Source organism: Symbiopectobacterium purcellii (genome assembly GCF_052050035.1).
Lineage (GTDB): Bacteria > Pseudomonadota > Gammaproteobacteria > Enterobacterales > Enterobacteriaceae > Symbiopectobacterium > Symbiopectobacterium purcellii_A.
In genome coordinates, this window is record NZ_CP189882.1 from 3,587,701 (window position 1) to 3,607,454 (window position 19,754).

At 49.6% G+C, this 19,754-nt stretch carries 24 protein-coding genes, 8 pseudogenes and 1 riboswitch; of the genes and pseudogenes, 19 read left to right on the top strand and 13 right to left on the bottom strand.

What is annotated here, in order from left to right; all coding sequences use genetic code 11:
* Positions 1–28 precede the first annotated feature (28 nt).
* The 4 genes and pseudogenes from ACQGXV_RS24490 to ypfH all read left to right on the top strand — a co-directional run bounded on the left by ACQGXV_RS24490 (position 29) and on the right by ypfH (position 1,775).
* Positions 29–613, top strand: coding sequence for a TIGR00730 family Rossman fold protein (locus ACQGXV_RS24490; protein WP_440867590.1), 585 nt, complete (start codon positions 29–31; stop codon positions 611–613).
* A gap of 43 nt (positions 614–656) precedes the next feature.
* Positions 657–728 (top strand): annotated as a pseudogene (locus ACQGXV_RS24495) (NUDIX hydrolase); the annotation flags it as partial.
* 22 nt (positions 729–750) lie between these two features.
* A complete protein-coding gene (locus ACQGXV_RS24500; RefSeq protein ID WP_440867837.1) occupies positions 751–1,032 on the top strand; it encodes an NUDIX hydrolase in 282 nt (93 codons plus the stop codon).
* Between the two features lie 152 nt (positions 1,033–1,184).
* Complete coding sequence (gene ypfH, locus ACQGXV_RS24505; protein WP_440863477.1) at positions 1,185–1,775, top strand: esterase; 591 nt, start codon at positions 1,185–1,187, stop codon at positions 1,773–1,775.
* On the opposite strand, the gene ACQGXV_RS24510 is transcribed toward ypfH, so the two are convergent.
* Positions 1,727–2,701, bottom strand: coding sequence for an IS30 family transposase (locus ACQGXV_RS24510; protein WP_440863132.1), 975 nt, complete (start codon positions 2,699–2,701; stop codon positions 1,727–1,729). The two genes, ypfH and ACQGXV_RS24510, sit on opposite strands and share 49 nt — an antisense overlap.
* Positions 2,643–3,041: an IS630 transposase-related protein gene (locus tag ACQGXV_RS24515; protein ID WP_440863479.1), complete on the bottom strand. Its 399-nt coding sequence runs from the start codon at positions 3,039–3,041 to the stop codon at positions 2,643–2,645. The genes ACQGXV_RS24510 and ACQGXV_RS24515 overlap by 59 nt, the downstream gene beginning before the upstream one ends.
* 202 nt (positions 3,042–3,243) lie before the next feature.
* Between ACQGXV_RS24515 and ACQGXV_RS24520 the strand changes: the two genes are divergently transcribed.
* Positions 3,244–3,432: a hypothetical protein gene (locus ACQGXV_RS24520; protein WP_440863480.1), complete on the top strand. Its 189-nt coding sequence runs from the start codon at positions 3,244–3,246 to the stop codon at positions 3,430–3,432.
* A gap of 27 nt (positions 3,433–3,459) precedes the next feature.
* Here ACQGXV_RS24520 and ACQGXV_RS24525 read toward each other — a convergent pair whose 3' ends face one another.
* Positions 3,460–4,671: an IS256 family transposase gene (locus ACQGXV_RS24525; RefSeq protein WP_440863481.1), complete on the bottom strand. Its 1,212-nt coding sequence runs from the start codon at positions 4,669–4,671 to the stop codon at positions 3,460–3,462.
* Between the two features lie 169 nt (positions 4,672–4,840).
* Positions 4,841–5,299 (bottom strand): annotated as a pseudogene (locus ACQGXV_RS24530) (IS5 family transposase); the annotation flags it as partial.
* A 21-nt stretch (positions 5,300–5,320) separates the two neighbouring features.
* Between ACQGXV_RS24530 and ACQGXV_RS24535 the strand changes: the two are divergent.
* The 5 genes and pseudogenes from ACQGXV_RS24535 to ACQGXV_RS24555 all read left to right on the top strand — a co-directional run.
* Positions 5,321–5,686 carry an IS630 transposase-related protein gene (locus tag ACQGXV_RS24535; protein ID WP_440862584.1) on the top strand — a complete coding sequence of 122 codons (366 nt, stop codon included), beginning with the start codon at positions 5,321–5,323 and terminating at the stop codon, positions 5,684–5,686.
* Positions 5,687–5,711: 25 nt separating this feature from the next.
* The gene (locus ACQGXV_RS24540) at positions 5,712–6,032 is read left to right on the top strand and encodes a transposase (protein WP_440867591.1); all 321 of its coding nucleotides are present in this window, start codon (positions 5,712–5,714) and stop codon (positions 6,030–6,032) included.
* Positions 6,033–6,120: 88 nt separating this feature from the next.
* On the top strand, positions 6,121–6,237 hold the full coding sequence (locus tag ACQGXV_RS24545) for a hypothetical protein (protein ID WP_440863482.1): 117 nt from the start codon (positions 6,121–6,123) through the stop codon (positions 6,235–6,237).
* Complete coding sequence (locus ACQGXV_RS24550; protein ID WP_440863483.1) at positions 6,198–7,100, top strand: IS30 family transposase; 903 nt, start codon at positions 6,198–6,200, stop codon at positions 7,098–7,100. Before ACQGXV_RS24545 ends, ACQGXV_RS24550 begins: the two co-directional genes overlap by 40 nt.
* A 40-nt stretch (positions 7,101–7,140) precedes the next feature.
* Positions 7,141–8,280 (top strand): annotated as a pseudogene (locus tag ACQGXV_RS24555) (DUF4118 domain-containing protein); the annotation flags it as partial.
* A 49-nt stretch (positions 8,281–8,329) separates the two neighbouring features.
* Here the strand turns inward: ACQGXV_RS24555 and ACQGXV_RS24560 are convergent.
* Both ACQGXV_RS24560 and ACQGXV_RS24565 read right to left on the bottom strand, forming a co-directional pair.
* Positions 8,330–9,229 (bottom strand): transposase family protein, encoded by a 900-nt coding sequence (locus tag ACQGXV_RS24560; protein WP_440863484.1) that lies wholly within the window; start codon positions 9,227–9,229, stop codon positions 8,330–8,332.
* Positions 9,230–9,296: 67 nt separating this feature from the next.
* Positions 9,297–9,542, bottom strand: a complete 246-nt coding sequence (locus tag ACQGXV_RS24565; protein WP_440867838.1) for a hypothetical protein — start codon at positions 9,540–9,542, stop codon at positions 9,297–9,299.
* On the opposite strand from ACQGXV_RS24565, the gene ACQGXV_RS24570 reads away from it, so the two are divergent.
* The 3 genes and pseudogenes from ACQGXV_RS24570 to ACQGXV_RS24580 form a co-directional block, all read left to right on the top strand.
* Positions 9,460–9,816 (top strand): ATP-binding protein, encoded by a 357-nt coding sequence (locus ACQGXV_RS24570; protein WP_440863485.1) that lies wholly within the window; start codon positions 9,460–9,462, stop codon positions 9,814–9,816. The two genes, ACQGXV_RS24565 and ACQGXV_RS24570, sit on opposite strands and share 83 nt — an antisense overlap.
* A gap of 136 nt (positions 9,817–9,952) precedes the next feature.
* Positions 9,953–11,320, top strand: a complete 1,368-nt coding sequence (gene nhaA, locus ACQGXV_RS24575) for a Na+/H+ antiporter NhaA (RefSeq protein WP_440863486.1) — start codon at positions 9,953–9,955, stop codon at positions 11,318–11,320.
* Positions 11,321–11,408: 88 nt separating this feature from the next.
* A pseudogene (locus ACQGXV_RS24580) lies at positions 11,409–11,540 on the top strand (helix-turn-helix domain-containing protein); the annotation flags it as partial.
* 33 nt (positions 11,541–11,573) lie between these two features.
* Here the strand turns inward: ACQGXV_RS24580 and ACQGXV_RS24585 are convergent.
* On the bottom strand, positions 11,574–12,548 hold the full coding sequence (locus tag ACQGXV_RS24585) for an IS30 family transposase (RefSeq protein WP_440863487.1): 975 nt from the start codon (positions 12,546–12,548) through the stop codon (positions 11,574–11,576).
* 185 nt (positions 12,549–12,733) lie between these two features.
* Positions 12,734–12,943, bottom strand: coding sequence for a twin-arginine translocase subunit TatE (gene tatE / locus ACQGXV_RS24590; protein ID WP_440867592.1), 210 nt, complete (start codon positions 12,941–12,943; stop codon positions 12,734–12,736).
* Between the two features lie 397 nt (positions 12,944–13,340).
* Positions 13,341–13,402: riboswitch (Fluoride riboswitch) on the top strand.
* A gap of 75 nt (positions 13,403–13,477) precedes the next feature.
* Here tatE and crcB point away from each other — a divergent pair.
* Entirely contained in the window at positions 13,478–13,861 is a 384-nt protein-coding gene (gene crcB, locus ACQGXV_RS24595; protein ID WP_440863488.1) for a fluoride efflux transporter CrcB, read from the top strand.
* Positions 13,862–13,913: 52 nt separating this feature from the next.
* Here the strand turns inward: crcB and cspE are convergent, their stop codons facing one another.
* Positions 13,914–14,123, bottom strand: coding sequence for a transcription antiterminator/RNA stability regulator CspE (gene cspE, locus ACQGXV_RS24600; protein WP_440863489.1), 210 nt, complete (start codon positions 14,121–14,123; stop codon positions 13,914–13,916).
* A 221-nt stretch (positions 14,124–14,344) separates the two neighbouring features.
* On the opposite strand from cspE, the pseudogene ACQGXV_RS24605 reads away from it, so the two are divergent.
* A pseudogene (locus tag ACQGXV_RS24605) lies at positions 14,345–14,762 on the top strand (aspartate/glutamate racemase family protein); the annotation flags it as partial.
* A gap of 29 nt (positions 14,763–14,791) precedes the next feature.
* Here the strand turns inward: ACQGXV_RS24605 and ACQGXV_RS24610 are convergent.
* A complete protein-coding gene (locus ACQGXV_RS24610) occupies positions 14,792–15,325 on the bottom strand; it encodes an IS630 family transposase (protein WP_440867179.1) in 534 nt (177 codons plus the stop codon).
* A gap of 3 nt (positions 15,326–15,328) precedes the next feature.
* Positions 15,329–15,613, bottom strand: a complete 285-nt coding sequence (locus tag ACQGXV_RS24615; protein WP_440863490.1) for an IS630 transposase-related protein — start codon at positions 15,611–15,613, stop codon at positions 15,329–15,331.
* Positions 15,614–15,667: 54 nt separating this feature from the next.
* Between ACQGXV_RS24615 and ACQGXV_RS24620 the strand changes: the two genes are divergently transcribed.
* Positions 15,668–15,928 carry an aspartate/glutamate racemase family protein gene (locus ACQGXV_RS24620; protein WP_440863492.1) on the top strand — a complete coding sequence of 87 codons (261 nt, stop codon included), beginning with the start codon at positions 15,668–15,670 and terminating at the stop codon, positions 15,926–15,928.
* Here the strand turns inward: ACQGXV_RS24620 and ACQGXV_RS24625 are convergent.
* Positions 15,915–16,673, bottom strand: a pseudogene (locus tag ACQGXV_RS24625) (IS5 family transposase); the annotation flags it as partial. The gene ACQGXV_RS24620 and the pseudogene ACQGXV_RS24625 sit on opposite strands and share 14 nt — an antisense overlap.
* A gap of 230 nt (positions 16,674–16,903) precedes the next feature.
* Between ACQGXV_RS24625 and ACQGXV_RS24630 the strand changes: the two are divergent.
* On the top strand, positions 16,904–17,803 hold the full coding sequence (locus tag ACQGXV_RS24630) for a transposase family protein (RefSeq protein WP_440863493.1): 900 nt from the start codon (positions 16,904–16,906) through the stop codon (positions 17,801–17,803).
* 52 nt (positions 17,804–17,855) lie between these two features.
* On the opposite strand, the pseudogene ACQGXV_RS24635 reads toward ACQGXV_RS24630, so the two are convergent.
* Positions 17,856–17,972: pseudogene (locus ACQGXV_RS24635) on the bottom strand (IS5/IS1182 family transposase); the annotation flags it as partial.
* 368 nt (positions 17,973–18,340) lie between these two features.
* On the opposite strand from ACQGXV_RS24635, the gene ACQGXV_RS24640 reads away from it, so the two are divergent.
* Positions 18,341–19,315, top strand: coding sequence for an IS30 family transposase (locus ACQGXV_RS24640; RefSeq protein ID WP_440862690.1), 975 nt, complete (start codon positions 18,341–18,343; stop codon positions 19,313–19,315).
* Positions 19,316–19,365: 50 nt separating this feature from the next.
* Positions 19,366–19,524: pseudogene (locus tag ACQGXV_RS24645) on the top strand (aspartate racemase); the annotation flags it as partial.
* Positions 19,525–19,754: the final 230 nt, after the last annotated feature.

Genomic DNA, 19,754 nt, shown 5'->3' on the forward strand with positions numbered 1-19,754 from the left:
TAGTAATCGATATGGAGAAGAGCGACATATTATGGTGATGGGAATTTTTTGCGGTTCGAGTGCGGGAAGTGATACTGCCTTTATTGATGCGGCGCGCGTTACGGGAAAAACTCTGGCGCAGGCCGGTATTGCGATTGTTTACGGCGGTGGCCGCGTCGGGTTGATGGGCGCGGTCGCGGATGCGGCGCTGGCACAGGGCGGCAAGGTGATTGGTGTCATGCCGCGCTTGCTGGCCGATCAAGAGCTTTCTCATCCGGGCCTGACCACGCTGCATGTGGTGGAAAACATGCATGAACGTAAAGCCAAAATGGCGCAGATTACCGATAGTTTTATCGCGATGCCGGGCGGTCCTGGGACGCTGGAAGAGATTTTTGAACAGTGGACCTGGGCGCAATTGGGGATTCATGACAAACCCTGCGCCTTTCTCAATGTTAACGGCTATTTTGACCCGTTGAAAACCATGAATGAGACGATGGTCAGTCAGGGTTTTATGAAGCAAACCTATGCCGATATGCTCACGTTTTCCGACAGCATTGAGGATATCCTGCGCGTTTTCGCCACCTATACTCCGCCGCCGCATAAGTGGACGCCTGCATTTCGTCAGGTAGGGTGAGACAGTGATGTAGACGTTCCGTGTGATTCGCATTGCCGCTGCCGTGATCACCGATGCGACAGGTGCCTGCCTGCTGGTTCGCAAACAGGGCACAACGGCATTTATGCAACCGGGGGGGGGGGGGGGAATGGAACCCGGTGAAACGCCAGAGCAGGCGCTGGTGCGCGAACTGGAAAGAAGAATTGTCGATTCAGATTGCGATAGCGGATCTGACGTATCTTGGTCATTTTTCCGATCACGCGGTCAATGAGCCTGGGTATGTTGTTGAAGCCGATGTGTACCGGGTGCAGGGGGTGAGTAGCGTAACTCCGGCGGCTGAAATTGCCGAAATCGCCTGGGTTAACCCAACCGCGCCGACAACATTGCGCCTGGCCCCGTTGACTCAGCAACAATTATTGCCCCTTGTCGCCGCATTTTGATACCGTTGTGACAGGTTGATCACCGTGTCAGCATGGTATTTCTCTTTTTTCTTTCCTGCCTATCGGGTGAACGAGGTGAGGGCGTGTCATTGGAAATAATGGAATGACTTGTTCAATAAATCCCGATAGCACGCGATAGCCGCAGGGGTATCATGCTGGAATACCAAGACAAAACGGGATATATCATGAGCGATGCAATTACAGTACAACAACCGGAGCAGGCGCAGCGTTTGGTCCTGCTGTTTCACGGTGTTGGCGACAGCGCCAACGGCATGGCGGCACTGGGGCGTTATTTCGCCGATGCCCTGGCGGATGCCTGTGTTGTCAGTCTCAATGGGCCAGAAAGCACCGAATGGGGCGCCGGGCGTCAGTGGTTCTCCGTGCAAGGGGTGACCGAAGAGAACCTTCAGGCGCGCGTTGATGCGGCGATACCGGGATTTCTGTCAACGGTGCGCCATTGGCAGGATAAGGTTGGAGTCGATGCTGCACATACCGTGCTGGTTGGGTTTTCGCAGGGGACCATCATGTCTCTGGAAGCGCTCAAGGTGGACCCGACGATTGCCGGTACGGTTATCTCCTTTAGCGGCCGTTTTGCCTCGTTGCCTGAATCTGCATTGACGCCAGCGGTGGTGCATTTTATCCACGGAGAACAGGAGCCCCATTCCCAGTCGAAACGCAACAAAACGGTAGGGCATTATGCCGCCTGTAAGTGCGTTAAAAATACCTCATTTGGAGAACGATAACCCAGCGATTTTCTGCCTCGCGTATTGAGCAGGTGTTCGAGTGCTGCAACCTTGCGATGGGTGACATAATTGAAGTCCGTTCCCTTCGGGTAAAAACGCCGTATCAGCCCGTTGGTATGCTCATTCAACCCGCGTTCCCAGGAATGATATGGCCGGGCAAAGTAGACCGGTGCCCCCGTGACTTTTGTAATTTCCCCGTGCTGGGAAAATTCAGAACCGTTGTCAGCAGTCAGGGTTTTAAACTCGCAGAAGGTATTGGCAACGATGTCCCTGAAGGCCGCTACCACTGTCTCTGCTCGCTTGTTGGGCAGTTTGCGAATGATGACCAGCTTGACGGCTTTATCGACCACCGTCAGCAGGAATGATTTCTGATCTTTGCCAAAGATGGTGTCAATCTCGAAATGCCCGGGTTCCTGCTTGAGGTCAGCAACGGCCGGCCGCTGCTCAATGCCAACACGGTTGGGAATAGGACCGCGTTTGTTCTCATCGGTCTGATAGTTATACCGTTTACCCCGATGAGGGAGCTGCTGATACAGCTCACCGCCGGCCCGGCGCTCCTGCAGGATATAGCGATAGAGCGAGTTCTTGCTGACGGACAGGCCAAATTCCAGGACCAGGCGCCCACTGATGACCTCAGGTGAGGTGTGGGTAGACAGCGCCGTTCTGATAAAGTCCTGAATGTGCGGTTCAAGCTGGTTAATCACGCTGTCCGGCCGTGTTTTCTGCCGCCGCCCTCTGGCCAACGTTTCGGCCCTTCTGCAGGAATAGACCCCGTTGAAAGCGGCGTCGGTATTGCGTCTGAGTTCCCTGCTGATGGTAGAACGAGGAAGCTCCAGTTCCCGGGCGATGGTGGCCTGGTTAACCCCATCACCACGCCGTTTTTCGATGTAGAACCGCTCTTTGTGAGTCAGATGTTTTCCCTGCATGCAACGGGATCTCCAGTAGGGCCAGAACGGTGATTTTATCCGGGTCTGGCCAGTGGGTCACTTTGTTGCATTTAGACTGGGAATGGGGCTTCTGACAAACGCCAAAACGCTCTGCACGTTCTTTTTGGTAAGCATCTGGATATTGTTCAACATCTTTTATCAACTCGGATTTATCGATCTTTCGCTGACGCGTGGTCGATGCTTTTGACTCTATTTGATTAATCCAACTCGATACAGAGGCAGGGCCAATCCGAAATTGCTTCGCTGTTTCTCGGATACTCAACCCTTCGTTTTTCCGTGTAGATATCACTTTACGTCTAAAATCAATTGAATAGCTCATTTAAATAATGTAATCAAAATTAAGTCGTTTAGCTATATGTATTCGCGTCGCTGGCCGCTTTAACGCCGGTTATTCTTGCCGCTGCATTATTGCGTCAATGGCGCGGCGCGAATCATTAAACTAGTTGCTGAATAGAGACTTGCATTTTTTGTCAGGCTATTGAGAATAAAAAGAGGTTTAACTTAGAGAATAAAGGTTTGAAATGATCAACAAAGAGCGGTTGTTACGAGATAATCGTTTATGTAAAGCAATCATTGGATTATCAGTCGAAGAATTGAAAAATTTAGCCGCTGAATTTTCAGCTTGTTATTTGATTTATCGGAAAAAGAATCGAAAAGATCACGAGCGGCAGATGGGTGCAGGGCAGCAAGGATTTATCCCGAGTCTGTAAAGAATTTTGTGTAAATGGCTCCATTGCTTAACCGGAGATTCGTTCTCCATACATCAACATGAATTGGCTCATAGCAGGTTTCCAGTCTCTGATTGGCAAGGTCCATTTAGCAGAGATATTATGCAAGGCTAGATAGAGTAATTTTATCACCGAGTCATCCGTTGGAAATATTCGTCGCGTTTTCGTTATCTTGCGCAATGAAGCATTTAACGACTCTATCGCGTTGGTGGTGTAGATAACCTTGCGGATCTCCGGCGGAAAGTCAAAAATGACGATGAGACGTTCCCAATTATTTCTCCACGACGGGCTGATCGTCGGGAACTGTTCATCCCATTTGGCCGCGAAGGCATCCAGGGCCTCTTCAGCGCCCTCTAGCGTTGCGGAACTATAGATGGTGCGCAGGTCAGCAGCAACGGCCTTACGCTCTTTCCAGCCGACGTAGCGCAGCGAGTTCCGCACCTGATGCACAATGCAGAGCTGTACCCGCGTATGCGGGTAAACAGCTTCAATGGCATCAGGAAAGCCTTTCAGGCCATCGCAGCAGGCGACGAAGATGTCCTTTAGCCCACGATTTTTCAGTTCTGTCATCACAGATAACCAGAACTTGGCCCCCTCAGTTTTGGCTATCCATAGCCCCAGCAGCTCTTTTTCGCCCTGGCCGTTGACGCCGAGGGCCAGATAAACAGACTTGTTGGCCACGGCTCCGCCGTCCTGGCTTTTGACAACAATACAGTCAAGGTAAACAATGGGATAAAGCGCATCCAGCGGCCGTTGCTGCCAGCGCTTAACTTCATCCATCACAGCATTGGTCACTTGAGAAATGAAGCCAGCGGAAACATCGACCCCGTAGACTTCTTTAAAGTGTGCCTGAATATCACGGGTTGATAACCCTCTGGAATAGAGAGAAATAATGCGGTCATCGAAGCCGTTAAGCTGTTTTTCGTGCTTACCGATCAGTGTCGGCTCGAAGGTACTGTTGCGGTCGCGCGGAATATCGAGCTCGATCTCCCCATTTTGGCTACGTACGCTCTTGGATGTCTTGCCATTGCGGGAGTTGCCTGAATTATTACCAGCCGGGTCATGCTTAGCATACCCAAGGTGCATCTCCATCTCAGCTTCAAGAACCCGTTCCGCCAGTCTTTTAGTCAGCACCTTGAGTAGGCCTGATTCACCCAGCAGATCCTGAGGGGAGTGACAATCTTGAAGCAGTTGGTCAATAAGTTCGTTGCTGATAGGCATTTTGTTATCCTTTGAAGGTTTTCCTCAAAATGCCATTTACACAGATTATTTTACAGTCTCTTTATCCCAACCCCATTAGATAAACTGCTTTTTATTTTATTGTATTTAAAATGGGCTTTGTTGAATAAATCAGAATTAGCCGACAGGATGACTCCCTCTGCTACACCTGTTATCCTATCCTGACGCTGTGTGGCATACCCAACAACGTCATACGGTTCAGCGCTTTGACCATCGCTATGGCTTCACCTACTTGAGCCTCATAGTCACGCAGGCTCAGATGGCCACCCAGCAAAGTTTTTATGCGGAACATCGCTGTTTCTGCCACTGAACGCCGGTGATAACCCACTTTCTTTTTCCACATATCATTACTCCCGCTCAGACGCTGATTCGCCACCGCATGGTTACGTTCATGGTACTTGTCCGGCCAGTATTTGGCTCCGCTTCGCGGCGGGATAAGGGGCCTGATTTTCTTTCTTAGCAACGCATCGTGGCAGTAACGGGCGTCATAAGCACCGTCTGCTGACACTTCCCTGATTTTTCGGTGGGTTTGGTTAATCAGGCCCGGCAGTGCCTGCGCATCTGTCGTTCCGCTGAGCGATAAGTCGGCACAGATATAGCTAAACGACTTAATTTTGATTACATTATTTAAATGAGCTATTCAATTGATTTTAGACGTAAAGTGATATCTACACGGAAAAACGAAGGGTTGAGTATCCGAGAAACAGCGAAGCAATTTCGGATTGGCCCTGCCTCTGTATCGCGTTGGATTAATCAAATAGAGTCAAAAGCATCGACCACGCGTCAGCGAAAGATCGATAAATCCGAGTTGATAAAAGATGTTGAACAATATCCAGATGCTTACCAAAAAGAACGTGCAGAGCGTTTTGGCGTTTGTCAGAAGGCCATTTGGCAAGCGCTTAAAAAGCTGGGATTGACCTATAAAAAAAACTCTACGTCATCCGAAAGCCGACGAAAACGCCCGGCAGGGATTTCAACAAAAAAAACAACAGTATGAAAAAGAAGGTAAACCTATTGTTTTTATTGATGAAAGTGGTTTTTCACACGATGCCCCACGGACTCACGGCTATTCCCCAAAAGGTCAACGGTGTTTTGGCCTGAAGAACTGGGGAGCTAGGGGAAGAACAAATGTTATCGGCGCTTTATTAGGCACAACGCTGTTTGCTATCGGATTATTTGATATCAATATTAACAGCGATGTTTTCTATGCCTGGGTCACACAAGTCCTTATCCCAGTACTCCCTAAAAACAGTGTAATCATGATGGACAATGCCACTTTTCACAAAAAACATAATATTCAACAAGTCATCATCGATGCAGGGTATATGGTGGAGTATAGCTAAGCGACATTATTTTGATAACAGCCAGCTATGCTTCTTTGCCATATATCAGGGCATCGGCTGTAATCATTTTTAAGTCGGTTGGCTATATTTGCCTACATATTCGCCAGATCTTAACCCAATTGAGCATAAATGGGCACAAGCAAAAAGCAAAAAAAGAGAGATGGGTTGCGATACAGAGAGTTTGTTCTCAGTCCATATGGTGTAATCAAAATTAAGTCGCTTGGCTATACCGACGCCGCTTTCAACGGGGTCTATTCCTGCAGAAGGGCCGAAACGTTGGCCAGAGGGCGGCGGCAGAAAACTCGGCCGGACAGCGTGATTAACCAGCTTGAACCGCACATTCAGGACGTTATCAGAACGGCGCTGTCTACCCACACCTCACCTGAGGTCATCAGTGGGCGCCTGGTCCTGGAATTTGGCCTGTCCGTCAGCAAGAACTCGCTCTATCGCTATATCCAGCAGGAGCGCCGGGCCGGCGGTGAGCTGTATCAGCAGCTCCCTCATCGGGGTAAACGGTATAACTATCAGACCGATGAGAACAAACGCGGTCCTATTCCCAACCGTGTTGGCATTGAGCAGCGGCCGGCCGTTGCTGACCTCAAGCAGGAACCCGGGCATTTCGAGATTGACACCATCTTTGGCAAAGATCAGAAATCATTCCTGCTGACGGTGGTCGATAAAGCCGTCAAGCTGGTCATCATTCGCAAACTGCCCAACAAGCGAGCAGAGACAGTGGTAGCGGCCTTCAGGGACATCGTTGCCAATACCTTCTGCGAGTTTAAAACCCTGACTGCTGACAACGGTTCTGAATTTTCCCAGCACGGGGAAATTACAAAAGTCACGGGGGCACCGGTCTACTTTGCCCGGCCATATCATTCCTGGGAACGCGGGTTGAATGAGCATACCAACGGGCTGATACGGCGTTTTTACCCGAAGGGAACGGACTTCAATTATGTCACCCATCGCAAGGTTGCAGCACTCGAACACCTGCTCAATACGCGAGGCCGAAAATCGCTGGGTTATCGTTCTCCAAATGAGGTATTTTTAACGCACTTACAGGCGGCATAATGCCCTACCGTTTTGTTGCGTTTCGACTGGGAATGGGGCGCATAACCTCGGCAAGATCATTGTGGGAAGGCCGCCGCGGCGGCGTTGGGCGTTGCCAAATCGCTTTGCGCGACGGCTAAGCCGCCTTGGGCCGGATCTCGACTTGATGATTGTCGCCCTGGATGATGCGCCAGACGTGCATGCGGCACCGCGCATAGACACGCACCTCAGCCCGGATAAGCTGCGACAGAAAGCGCGCGGCTGTCTGGCGGCAACTGCGCTGTGCGCGTTGATTACGCTGGTGAGCAAGTGGATTTTGCCCGACTTTTCGCCGATCAATCTGGTGATGGTCTATTTATTGGGCGTGGTGCTGATTGCCATTGGTTTTGGCCGTTTGCCCTCGGTGGTGGCGGCAATACTCAATATCGTGGCGTTCGATCTGTTTTTTGTCGCGCCGGAAGGCACTTTTGCCGTCAGCGATGCGCAGTATCTGGTGACCTTTGCGGTAATGCTAACCGTGGGCGCGATCACCGGTAACCTGACGGCGGGTGTGCGCTACCTGTACGAAATGGCCGACGGGCTGAGCCGGGTGCGAGCCCCGAATGACATTGCGCCGGTCTGCCAGCGTGTTATGGGCAGCGCACTGTTTGCCCGCTGTGAAATCTGGCTACCAGACGCGCAGGGAAAACTGATCGCGCCAACTGAACGCTTGCTGCATACCATTCCCGATCCTGCCATCGTTAAATGGAGCTTTGAGAAAGGGCATGTGGCGGGCGCAGGAACGGATACGCTGCCCGGCGTGCCTTATAAAGTGCTGCCGTTACTCTCTTCCGAGGACACCTTAGGGTTGCTGATTATTGAGCCAAGCAACCTGCGCCACCTGTTGATCCCTGAACAGCAGCGGCTGCTGGAGACCTTTGTCATGCTGATTTCCGGTGCGCTGCTGCGTCTGGCACTGACGCGGCGTGAACAGCAGTCACGTCTGGTGGCGGAGCGGGAAGAGCTGCGTAATTCCTTACTGGCTGCGCTGTCTCACGATCTGCGCACACCGTTGACGGTGTTGTTTGGTCAGGCGGAGATCCTGCTGCTCGATCTGTCTACGGAAGGATCGCCGCACGCGCCGCAAGCCGGTGCCCTTCGCCTGCAAACGCTGAGTACCATTCGCCTGGTGAACAACATGCTGGATATGGCTCGTATTAAGCGTGTTGCTTAATAGTAAAATAAGGGTGTTTCGGTGATTGAAGTAAATTTTACGCTGTTCTGAGATGGAAATTCCAAAGACCGGCGCTAAGGAGTAAGAAGGTATCATCAATAAAGGGTCTACGATTCCGTAAAATTTGGGTCATGCAACCGAGGCGCTTGATACCCGCGATGGCGTGTTCAACTGTAATACGGATGCCCGAGATTATTTTATTTTCTTGTTTTTGTTCAGGCGATAAAGGTCTTTTTCGAGTTCCTTTTTTTGGGATTTGTGTATTAGGATGCTGTTTATCTATACCTTGAAAACCGGTATCTGCCCAGATGGTTACCTCAGGAGGAATATGGCGAATTATATCGACTTTATCGAGTAAGCGTTTATCGTGACGGCGCCCATTTTTGCTCATGGGGATAAATCCAATTTGCCTTGTTTCGTCAGTCATAATAAGCGCTTTTCGAGTGGTCTGTCTTTTCTTTCCCGAATACATTTTTTTTCGCCGACGCAGATTCTTAGGCTTTTGGACAGGTCGCTCTGTCCCATCAATAAAGACGTCTTTAACTCCAGGAAAGGCGCGAAAAAATTCCTCAGCAGAGCGAATTTGACGAGCGGGCAAAACACATTCTCGCCCCAAGGTCATCTCTAAAACCGGCAATAATATTTTTACCCAGCGACATACCCGTGTTCTATCTAAACCAAAAAGAAGTCCTTGCAAATCATAGGTCGGATAACATTTTAAATACAATAAAATAAAAAGCAGTTTATCTAATGGGGTTGGGATAAATCCTTTCTGCCCTGCACCCATCTGCCGCTCGTGATCTTTTCGATTCTTTTTCCGATAAATCAAATAACAAGCTGAAAATTCAGCGGCTAAATTTTTCAATTCTTCGACTGATAATCCAATGATTGCTTTACATAAACGATTATCTCGTAACAACCGCTCTTTGTTGATCATTTCAAACCTTTATTCTCTAAGTTAAACCTCTTTTTATTCTCAATAGCCTGACAAAAAATGCAAGTCTCTATTCAGCAACTAGTTTATTGAAGGAGAAGGCTTCCGTCTGCAAACCGATTGGGTCGCGCTGGATGAGGTGATTGGCGGCGCGCTGAAATCCCTTGAAGCACTTCTGCCCGCCGAAGCGGTGCAATTGGATCTGCCGCAGGAGATAGTGTTGCTTCAGGCCGATGGTGCGCTGCTGGAACGGGTATTCGCGAACTTTGCTGGAAAACGCATTGAAATACGCGGGCAGAACGCGGGCGATAGGCATTCGTGCTCGTGCGTTGCCGGGGAAAATCAGGATCGAGGTATGGGACGATGGCCCCGGAATCACCTCGGGCAGCGAACAGCATATTTTTGAGAAATTCACCCGGGGCAATGAGGAGTCCTCCATTCCGGGCGTAGGGATGGGATTAGCGATTTGTCGTGCGATCGTGATGCTTCATCACGGGGAGATCAGTGCAGCAAATCGGCCAGAAGGGGGAGCCTGTTTTACGGTTCAACTTCCCCTGTCGCCGGTGCCGGAAATGGTGGAATCTTCTTAATAAATAGCCTGTAAATCAATGTAAAACACTTGAACTCATCCAACATTGTCGGTAAAAAGGTGACGGGTGTTAGCCACATGTTGTGGTGAAACAGGTTTGTGCGTTGGTCGGGCCGCCACGCGGAGTGATAACAACCATGAATCGACACCTGTCCCCGCAGGGCATTCCTCGTGCTCAGCGTTTGGCGGAACGTGCTTTCGCCACCCTTGAACGTTTTCTCCATATTGAAGCGGTAAGCGGCATTGTGCTGCTTGTGGCTGCTGCTACGGCATTGGTTTGGGCCAACTCGCCGTGGGCGGAAAGCTACCATGCGCTGTGGCATCTACCGATCTCTTTTAGCATTGGCAACACGGAAATCGCGCATTCACTGCATTTCTGGATCAACGACGCCTTTATGACCCTGTTCTTCTTAGTGGTCGGCATGGAGATCCGTCGTGAAATTCACGAAGGTGCGCTGAGCAGCCTGCGGCAAGCTATGCTTCCGATCGCTGCCGCCGTGGGCGGCGTGATAGTACCCGCGCTGATCTATCTGAGTTTGAACAGCGCGCCATTGCAGCAACAAGGCTGGGCGGTGCCGACGGCAACGGATATCGCGTTTGCCGTCGGTGTGCTGGCACTGTTGGGGAAAGGCATTCCCGGCAATGTGCGGGTGTTTTTGCTGGCGCTAGCCATTATCGATGACATTATTGCCGTCTTGATTATCGCGTTCTTCTACTCCGGTGGGCTTGAATACCACGGCTTGCTCCCCGTACTGGTGGGCGTATTGCTGGTGTTTGGGCTACAGAAGATTGGTATTGGATCGGCGTGGGCCTATGTCATTCCCGGCATCATCGTCTGGTTGGGCTTTTTGCTCACGGGAGCGCATCCGACATTAGCGGGCGTCGTCTTGGGGCTGATCACCCCGGTAGCCTCCGTGCGGGTGATGAAAGAGCGCCCCTTGGAGCGTGTTTCTCACATTGTGCGCGATCTGATGCACAAGCAGGATACACACGCTGTGGAGCAGTTGGCTGCACCGCTTAAGCAGTTACTCCATGCTCAGCGTGAAGTGCTGCCGCCTGTCACCCGTGTGCAGAGGGCGTTGCACCCTTGGGTGGCGTATGGCGTGATGCCGCTGTTTGCCTTGGCGAACGCGGGGGTGAGCGTGAATGGCATTGATCTGTCGGGCGCGGGGCCACTCGGCGTGATGATGGGCGTTACGCTTGCACTGGTAGCCGGTAAGTTGCTGGGCGTAGTGGGTGTTAGCTGGCTAATGGTACGCTTTGGCGGGTGCCAGCTACCGGCAGACGTGTCCTGGCGCGGTGTGTTTTTGATAGGGCTGCTCGCCGGTATCGGTTTTACCATGTCGATCTTTATCGCCATGCTGGCCTTCGACGATCCGCAACTGCTGGGTGCGGCCAAGCTAGGGGTGCTGTTGGGCTCGCTGATTGCAGCCACGCTGGGCCTGCTGTGGGGCCGGTATTATGCGCGTCGCCGCCGTGTGCAGCAGGCCGGTCAATCGGTCTAATCCAAACCAAACAGGTCGCGGGTATATGTCGCTACCGATGTAAATCTGACCCACCTAGGGTAAAAATGGCAGTTTTAAGGCACTGCCAATGATGACATTGGATACGAGAGTGGAGATTCACGTTTTACACCGTCAAGGCATGTCCATCCGCGCCATCGCGCGGCAGCTTTCATGCTCCCGCGAGACCGTTCGACGATATATCCGTAGTCCACTAGCCCCATTCCCAGTCGAAACGCAACAAAATGGTAGGCCATTATGCCGCCTGTAAGTGCGTTAAAAATACCTCATTTGGAGAGCGATAGCCCAGGCATTTTCTCCCTCGCGTATTGAGCAGGTGTTCGAGTGCTGCAACCTTGCGATGGGTGACATAATTGAAGTCCGTTCCCTTCGGGTAAAAACGCCGTATCAGCCCGTTGGTATGCTCATTCAACCCGCGTTCCCAGGAATGATATGGCCGGGCAAAGTAGACCGGTGCCCCCGTGACTTTTGTAATTTCCCCGTGCTGGGAAAATTCAGAACCGTTGTCAGCAGTCAGGGTTTTAAACTCGCAGAAGGTATTGGCAACGATGTCCCTGAAGGCCGCTACCACTGTCTCTGCTCGCTTGTTGGGCAGTTTGCGAATGATGACCAGCTTGACGGCTTTATCGACCACCGTCAGCAGGAATGATTTCTGATCTTTGCCAAAGATGGTGTCAATCTCGAAATGCCCGGGTTCCTGCTTGAGGTCAGCAACGGCCGGCCGCTGCTCAATGCCAACACGGTTGGGAATAGGACCGCGTTTGTTCTCATCGGTCTGATAGTTATACCGTTTACCCCGATGAGGGAACTGCTGATACAGCTCACCGCCGGCCCGGCGCTCCTGCTGGATATAGCGATAGAGCGAGTTCTTGCTGACGGACAGGCCAAATTCCAGGACCAGGCTCCCACTGATGACCTCAGGTGAGGTGTGGGTAGACAGCGCCGTTCTGATAAAGTCCTGAATGTGCGGTTCAAGCTGGTTAATCACGCTGTCCGGCCGAGTTTTCTGCCGCCGCCCTCTGGCCAACGTTTCGGCCCTTCTGCAGGAATAGACCCCGTTGAAAGCGGCGTCGGTATTGCGTCTGAGTTCCCTGCTGATGGTAGAACGAGGAAGCTCCAGTTCCCGGGCGATGGTGGCCTGGTTAACCCCATCACCACGCCGTTTTTCGATGTAGAACCGCTCTTTGTGAGTCAGATGTTTTCCCTGCATGCAACGGGATCTCCAGTAGGGCCAGAACGGTGATTTTATCCGGGTTTGGCCAGTGGGTCACTTTGTTGCATTTCGACTGGGAATGGGGCCTCGTGCGTAACAATATTTAGTTACACATTGCCCCTGTTACTCGTATACCTCATCAAAAGGGCAGCCCAATGGGCTGCCCTTTTTGATTACAGTGATTAGTCCTTGTTATGAGGAATTTCACCGGCAGGTTCTGCATCATCCCCTGCGGTGGTCGGTTTCACTGACTGATCGCCATTCATCGCTTTCTTGAAGCCTTTAATTGCTGCCCCCAAGTCACCGCCCAATGAGCGCAGTTTATTGGTGCCGAACAGTAAAACAATCAGTGCGCCAATCACCAACAGCTTGGCAATGCTAATACCTTCCATCACACACCTACCTGATTACGAATACTGGAATACCAGCGAAAAAATACCGATATTGTTTATTTATGCTTACTACAGAGCGAACACAAAATCCATTTGTAACAAAATTAGACCCTACTCCTGATACGTCTATACCCTAAATAATTCGAGTTGCAGGACAACACGTTTACGTTTTGAACAGCGCCTGCGCTGGTCCGCAGGGTGAACCTCAGGGATGAGGTTCATTCATCCCGATGCGCTTACTCAAGTCATTGATTCTGGTGACAAATCTGCTGGGAGCAGATTTGAACGCCGCGTGCGGCGGCCTCGTAAGCGGTGAAGCCCAGGGATGGACCGAATAACGCGTGCAGCCAACGCATCTGCAACTTGAAGTATGACGGGTATAGCCGCTACACTGTTTTTGTCATATGGAGATGGCATTCCTCCCTAACCGCCTTTTGGGCTGATGATGCCTACGTACGCCTCAGAGCAGGCGCGTAGGAGTCTGCCCGCTCTGAATCACTTTCGACGTAAAATAATGCACAACACGAGGTCATTATGTGGATGATGTTTCTGGCCGTATTTATCGGCGGCGGAGCGGGAAGCGTTGCCCGGTGGGTATTGGGAATGCGCTATAACACAACGGCAGTGTCAGTACTGCCACTGGGTACGCTGATGGCAAACCTGATCGGCGCTTTTGTCATTGGTGGCGCCCTCGCCTACTTTTCCCGTCATGCGGAAGTACCGCCACATTGGAAGCTGCTGATAACCACTGGGCTGTGTGGCGGGTTAACCACATTTTCCACCTTCTCGGCAGAGACATTTCTGTTTATCAACCAGGGTCAACTCTCAGCGGCAGCCATTAACATTCTGTGTAATCTAGTAGGCTCACTGCCCATGACGGCGCTGGCATTCGCACTGGTCAACTGGCTGGTGTCCTGAAAACAGGATAAAAAAAACCCGCCATAGGCGGGTTTTCAAGAAATCGGTATTATTAAATAGCGATAACGTTAGCCGCAGATGTGCCTTTAGCACCGTCAGTGATTTCAAACTCTACTCGCTGACCTTCAGCCAGAGTTTTGAAGCCATTGCTCATGATTGCAGAGAAATGTACGAATACATCTTTGCTGCCGTCTTCCGGAGTGATGAAACCAAAACCTTTGGACTCATTGAACCACTTAACGCTACCTTTAATCTTAGACATCAAACTTACCTTTAAACATGAATGAAAGACACAAAACGTGTGCCCGGTACAGTACAGCAATTAGTAACGCATTTGTCCAGTTGAACTTGGATAAAAAGTGATGAAAATCGCTAAATATACGCTCCGATTTACCAATAGTTTGAAATGAGACACCTTTGTTACCGTTTTCTCCCCACACACTGTGTCGGGCAACCGTAAATGACCCTCAGGATAAACTAACGATGAAAACCCTTGGATTGATCGGCGGCATGAGTTGGGAATCCACCGTGCCCTACTACCGTCTCATTAACGAACGCATTCAGCAGCGTCTGGGCGGCTTACACTCATCGAAACTGATACTGCACAGCGTAGACTTTCATGATATAGCCAACCGACTTAAAAATGATTACATCCTATGCCCTGATATGCGGCAAAGAAGCATAGCTGGCTGTTATCAAAATAATGTCGCTTGGCTATATCGAGCAACTCCAGGCGCAAGGCGCATGGGAGCCGGCTGCGCAACAGCTTTCTGACATTGCCCTCGGGCTACGTCGGGCAGGCGCAGAAGCGATCGTCATCTGTACCAACACCATGCACAAGGTGGCTGACCCGGCAGAAAACGCCTGCCAACTACCGGTATTGCATATCGCCGATGCCACTGCTGATATAGCCAAGCGACTTAATTTTGATTACACCATATGGACTGAGAACAAACTCTCTGTATCGCAACCCATCTCTCTTTTTTTGCTTTTTGCTTGTGCCCATTTATGCTCAATTGGGTTAAGATCTGGCGAATATGTAGGCAAATACTCCACCATATACCCTGCATCGATGATGACTTGTTGAATATTATGTTTTTTGTGAAAAGTGGCATTGTCCATCATGATTACACTGTTTTTAGGGAGTACTGGGATAAGGACTTGTGTGACCCAGGCATAGAAAACATCGCTGTTAATATTGATATCAAATAATCCGATAGCAAACAGCGTTGTGCCTAATAAAGCGCCGATAACATTTGTTCTTCCCCTAGCTCCCCAGTTCTTCAGGCCAAAACACCGTTGACCTTTTGGGGAATAGCCGTGAGTCCGTGGGGTATCGTGTGAAAAACCACTTTCATCAATAAAAACAATAGGTTTACCTTCTTTTTCATACTGTTGTTTTTTTTGTTGAAATCCCTGCCGGGCGTTTTCGTCGGCTTTCGGATGACGTAGAGTTTTTTTTATAGGTCAATCCCAGCTTTTAAGCGCTTGCCAAATGGCCTTCTGACAAACGCCAAAACGCTCTGCACGTTCTTTTTGGTAAGCATCTGGATATTGTTCAACATCTTTTATCAACTCGGATTTATCGATCTTTCGCTGACGCGTGGTCGATGCTTTTGACTCTATTTGATTAATCCAACGCGATACAGAGGCAGGGCCAATCCGAAATTGCTTCGCTGTTTCTCGGATACTCAACCCTTCGTTTTTCCGTGTAGATATCACTTTACGTCTAAAATCAATTGAATAGCTCATTTAAATAATGTAATCAAAATTAAGTCGTTTAGCTATAGTCTGAAACTGCATGGCATGACGCGCGTCGGCTTATTGGGTACTCGCTATACCATGGAGCAGGATTTCTACCGTGGCCGCTTACGAGAGCGCCACGGCATCGATGTCATAGTTCCGCAACCCGATCAACGCGACGAGATCAACCGAGTCATTTACGAAGAACTGTGCCGCGGCATATTGGATGACCGTTCACGGCAAGCATTTGGCACGGCTTTGTTGAATAAATCAGAATTAGCCGACAGGATGACTCCCTCTGCTACACCTGTTATCCTATCCTGACGCTGTGTGGCATACCCAACAACGTCATACGGTTCAGCGCTTTGACCATCGCTATGGCTTCACCTACTTGAGCCTCATAGTCACGCAGGCTCAGATGGCCACCCAGCAAAGTTTTTATGCGGAACATCGCTGTTTCTGCCACTGAACGCCGGTGATAACCCACTTTCTTTTTCCACATATCATTACTCCCGCTCAGACGCTGATTCGCCACCGCATGGTTACGTTCATGGTACTTGTCCGGCCAGTATTTGGCTCCGCTTCGCGGCGGGATAAGGGGCCTGATTTTCTTTCTTAGCAACGCATCGTGGCAGTAACGGGCGTCATAAGCACCGTCTGCTGACACTTCCCTGATTTTTCGGTGGGTTTGGTTAATCAGGCCCGGCAGTGCCTGCGCATCTGTCGTTCCGCTGAGCGATAAGTCGGCACAGATAATCTCATGCGTCGCACTGTCTGCTGCCAGATGAAGCTTGCGCCACACTCTTCGTCTGTCAGCCCCATGCTGCCTGACTTTCCATTCACCTTCGCCAAAGACCTTCAGACCGGTACTGTCGATGACCAGATGCGAGATTTCACCACGCGTTGGCGTTTTTATGCTGATACTGACGGTTTTTGCCCGCCGACTGACCAGAGAGTAGTCCGGGCAGCGCAGTGGCAGGCTCATCAGTGTAAAAACCGAGTCGACAAAGCCCTGTAATGCCCGGAGCGACAGGTTAAACACGCGCTTTATCATCAAAACCGTGGTATAGCCAACCGACTTAAAAATGATTACATCCTATGCCCTGATATGCGGCAAAGAAGCATAGCTGGCTGTTATCAAAATAATGTCGCTTGGCTATAACAGCCATATCGGTGTAGTAAAGCGGCCGACCACGACCTTCAGGCGAAGCACTAAACTAGTTGCTGAATAGAGACTTGCATTTTTTGTCAGGCTATTGAGAATAAAAAGAGGTTTAACTTAGAGAATAAAGGTTTGAAATGATCAACAAAGAGCGGTTGTTACGAGATAATCGTTTATGTAAAGCAATCATTGGATTATCAGTCGAAGAATTGAAAAATTTAGCCGCTGAATTTTCAGCTTGTTATTTGATTTATCGGAAAAAGAATCGAAAAGATCACGAGCGGCAGATGGGTGCAGGGCAGAAAGGATTTATCCCAACCCCATTAGATAAACTGCTTTTTATTTTATTGTATTTAAAATGTTATCCGACCTATGATTTGCAAGGACTTCTTTTTGGTTTAGATAGAACACGGGTATGTCGCTGGGTAAAAATATTATTGCCGGTTTTAGAGATGACCTTGGGGCGAGAATGTGTTTTGCCCGCTCGTCAAATTCGCTCTGCTGAGGAATTTTTTCGCGCCTTTCCTGGAGTTAAAGACGTCTTTATTGATGGGACAGAGCGACCTGTCCAAAAGCCTAAGAATCTGCGTCGGCGAAAAAAAATGTATTCGGGAAAGAAAAGACAGACCACTCGAAAAGGGCTTATTATGACTGACGAAACAAGGCAAATTGGATTTATCCCCATGAGCAAAAATGGGCGCCGTCACGATAAACGCTTACCCGATAAAGTCGATATAATTCGCCATATTCCTCCTGAGGTAACCATCTGGGCAGATACCGGTTTTCAAGGTATAGATAAACAGCATCCTAATACACAAATCCCAAAAAAAGGAACTCGAAAAAGACCTTTATCGCCTGAACAAAAACAAGAAAATAAAATAATCTCGGGCATCCGTATTACAGTTGAAGACGCCATCGCGGGTATCAAGCGCCTCGGTTGCATGACCCAAATTTTACGGAATCGTAGACCCTTTATTGATGATACCTTCTTACTCCTTAGCGCCGGTCTTTGGAATTTCCATCTCAGAACAGCGTAAAATTTACTTCAATCACCGAAACACCCTTATTTCACTATTAAGCAACACGCTTACTGTCAGTCCATGCAGCGATGGCCGACTCATCAAGCCAGACCGTCAGGGAGCCGCGTTGTCTGAGTGCTTTGTTGTAGGTGGGCCAGTTGGTGATTTTAAACTTTTGCTTTGCCATGGGGAGGGGCTTTGTTGAATAATTTAACCGTTTGATTTACATCTTCTTTAGTTAGAATGCATTTACAGAGAATGTATTTTGTTAGAACGACAAATCAAATAGTTAGCACAATAAAAAGCATTCCGAGAGGAAAAATTAGTCGTTGAAATTTTATAATGCTTATATAAATCAGTATCTTAAATTATTCAACAAAGCCCATGGGGAGCTGCTATCGGGAGCGATGATAGTGCTTTGATCCGGCGATCCCCTGAAAGTTCGATTTATTCAACAAAGCCATTGGCCCCATTCCCACTCGAAACGCAACAAAGTGACCCACTGGCCAGAGTCGGATAAAATCACCGTTCTGGCCCTACTGGAGATCCCGTTGCATGCAGGGAAAACATCTGACTCACAAAGAACGGTTCTACATCGAAAAGCGGCGTGGTGATGGGGTTAACCAGGCCACCATCGCCCGGGAACTGGAGCTTCCTCGTTCTACCATCAGCAGGGAACTCAGACGCAATACCGACGCCGCTTTCAACGGGGTCTATTCCTGCAGAAGGGCCGAAACGTTGGCCAGAGGGCGGCGGCAGAAAACACGGCCGGACAGCGTGATTAACCAGCTTGAACCGCACATTCAGGACTTTATCAGAACGGCGCTGTCTACCCACACCTCACCTGAGGTCATCAGTGGGCGCCTGGTCCTGGAATTTGGCCTGTCCGTCAGCAAGAACTCGCTCTATCGCTATATCCAGCAGGAGCGCCGGGCCGGCGGTGAGCTTTATCAGCAGCTCCCTCATCGGGGTAAACGGTATAACTATCAGACCGATGAGAACAAACGCGGTCCTATTCCCAACCGTGTTGGCATTGAGCAGCGGCCGGCCGTTGCTGACCTCAAGCAGGAACCCGGTCATTTCGAGATTGACACCATCTTTGGCAAAGATCAGAAATCATTCCTGCTGACGGTGGTCGATAAAGCCGTCAAGCTGGTCATCATTCGCAAACTGCCCAACAAGCGAGCAGAGACAGTGGTAGCGGCCTTCAGGGACATCGTTGCCAATACCTTCTGCGAGTTTAAAACCCTGACTGCTGACAACGGTTCTGAATTTTCCCAGCACGGGGAAATTACAAAAGTCACGGGGGCACCGGTCTACTTTGCCCGGCCATATCATTCCTGGGAACGCGGGTTGAATGAGCATACCAACGGGCTGATACGGCGTTTTTACCCGAAGGGAACGGACTTCAATTATGTCACCCATCGCAAGGTTGCAGCACTCGAACACCTGCTCAATACGCGAGGCAGAAAATCGCTGGGTTATCGTTCTCCAAATGAGGTATTTTTAACGCACTTACAGGCGGCATAATGCCCTACCGTTTTGTTGCGTTTCGACTGGGAATGGGGCATTTTGGCACCATCATCGATCAACTGGCCCAGCAAGGTGCTGAGGGCGTAATTCTGGGCTGCACCGAAATTCCCCTTTTAATCCATCAATCTGATCCAAAAACTCCTCTTTTTGATACTAGCTATCTGCATTCCATTGCTGCGGCAGATTACGCACTAAAAAATAACTAATTGATATATATTCATAAACTCAGCCATCATTGGGCTTTGTTGAATAATTTAACCGTTTGATTTACATCTTCTTTAGTTAGAATGCATTTACAGAGAATGTATTTTGTTAGAACGACAAATCAAATAGTTAGCACAATAAAAAGCATTCCGAGAGGAAAAATTAGTCGTTGAAATTTTATAATGCTTATATAAATCAGTATCTTAAATTATTCAACAAAGCCCCATCATTG

Bases quoted from the DNA above. Each gene is read 5' to 3' on its own strand.
- ACQGXV_RS24510 (WP_440863132.1), bottom strand. From the start codon at position 2,701: ATGCAGGGAAAACATCTGACTCACAAAGAGCGGTTCTACATCGAAAAA.
- ACQGXV_RS24585 (WP_440863487.1), bottom strand. From the start codon at position 12,548: ATGCAGGGAAAACATCTGACTCACAAAGAGCGGTTCTACATCGAAAAA.
- ACQGXV_RS24535 (WP_440862584.1), top strand. From the start codon at position 5,321: ATGAGCTATTCAATTGATTTTAGACGTAAAGTGATATCTACACGGAAA.
- tatE (WP_440867592.1), bottom strand. From the start codon at position 12,943: ATGGAAGGTATTAGCATTGCCAAGCTGTTGGTGATTGGCGCACTGATT.
- ACQGXV_RS24615 (WP_440863490.1), bottom strand. From the start codon at position 15,613: ATGAGCTATTCAATTGATTTTAGACGTAAAGTGATATCTACACGGAAA.
- ACQGXV_RS24620 (WP_440863492.1), top strand. From the start codon at position 15,668: ATGACGCGCGTCGGCTTATTGGGTACTCGCTATACCATGGAGCAGGAT.
- ACQGXV_RS24570 (WP_440863485.1), top strand. From the start codon at position 9,460: ATGGTGCGCTGCTGGAACGGGTATTCGCGAACTTTGCTGGAAAACGCA.
- ACQGXV_RS24640 (WP_440862690.1), top strand. From the start codon at position 18,341: ATGCAGGGAAAACATCTGACTCACAAAGAACGGTTCTACATCGAAAAG.
- ACQGXV_RS24525 (WP_440863481.1), bottom strand. From the start codon at position 4,671: ATGCCTATCAGCAACGAACTTATTGACCAACTGCTTCAAGATTGTCAC.
- ACQGXV_RS24520 (WP_440863480.1), top strand. From the start codon at position 3,244: ATGATCAACAAAGAGCGGTTGTTACGAGATAATCGTTTATGTAAAGCA.
- nhaA (WP_440863486.1), top strand. From the start codon at position 9,953: ATGAATCGACACCTGTCCCCGCAGGGCATTCCTCGTGCTCAGCGTTTG.
- crcB (WP_440863488.1), top strand. From the start codon at position 13,478: ATGTGGATGATGTTTCTGGCCGTATTTATCGGCGGCGGAGCGGGAAGC.
- ypfH (WP_440863477.1), top strand. From the start codon at position 1,185: ATGCTGGAATACCAAGACAAAACGGGATATATCATGAGCGATGCAATT.
- ACQGXV_RS24560 (WP_440863484.1), bottom strand. From the start codon at position 9,229: ATGATCAACAAAGAGCGGTTGTTACGAGATAATCGTTTATGTAAAGCA.
- ACQGXV_RS24515 (WP_440863479.1), bottom strand. From the start codon at position 3,041: ATGAGCTATTCAATTGATTTTAGACGTAAAGTGATATCTACACGGAAA.
- ACQGXV_RS24565 (WP_440867838.1), bottom strand. From the start codon at position 9,542: ATGCCTATCGCCCGCGTTCTGCCCGCGTATTTCAATGCGTTTTCCAGC.
- cspE (WP_440863489.1), bottom strand. From the start codon at position 14,123: ATGTCTAAGATTAAAGGTAGCGTTAAGTGGTTCAATGAGTCCAAAGGT.
- ACQGXV_RS24630 (WP_440863493.1), top strand. From the start codon at position 16,904: ATGATCAACAAAGAGCGGTTGTTACGAGATAATCGTTTATGTAAAGCA.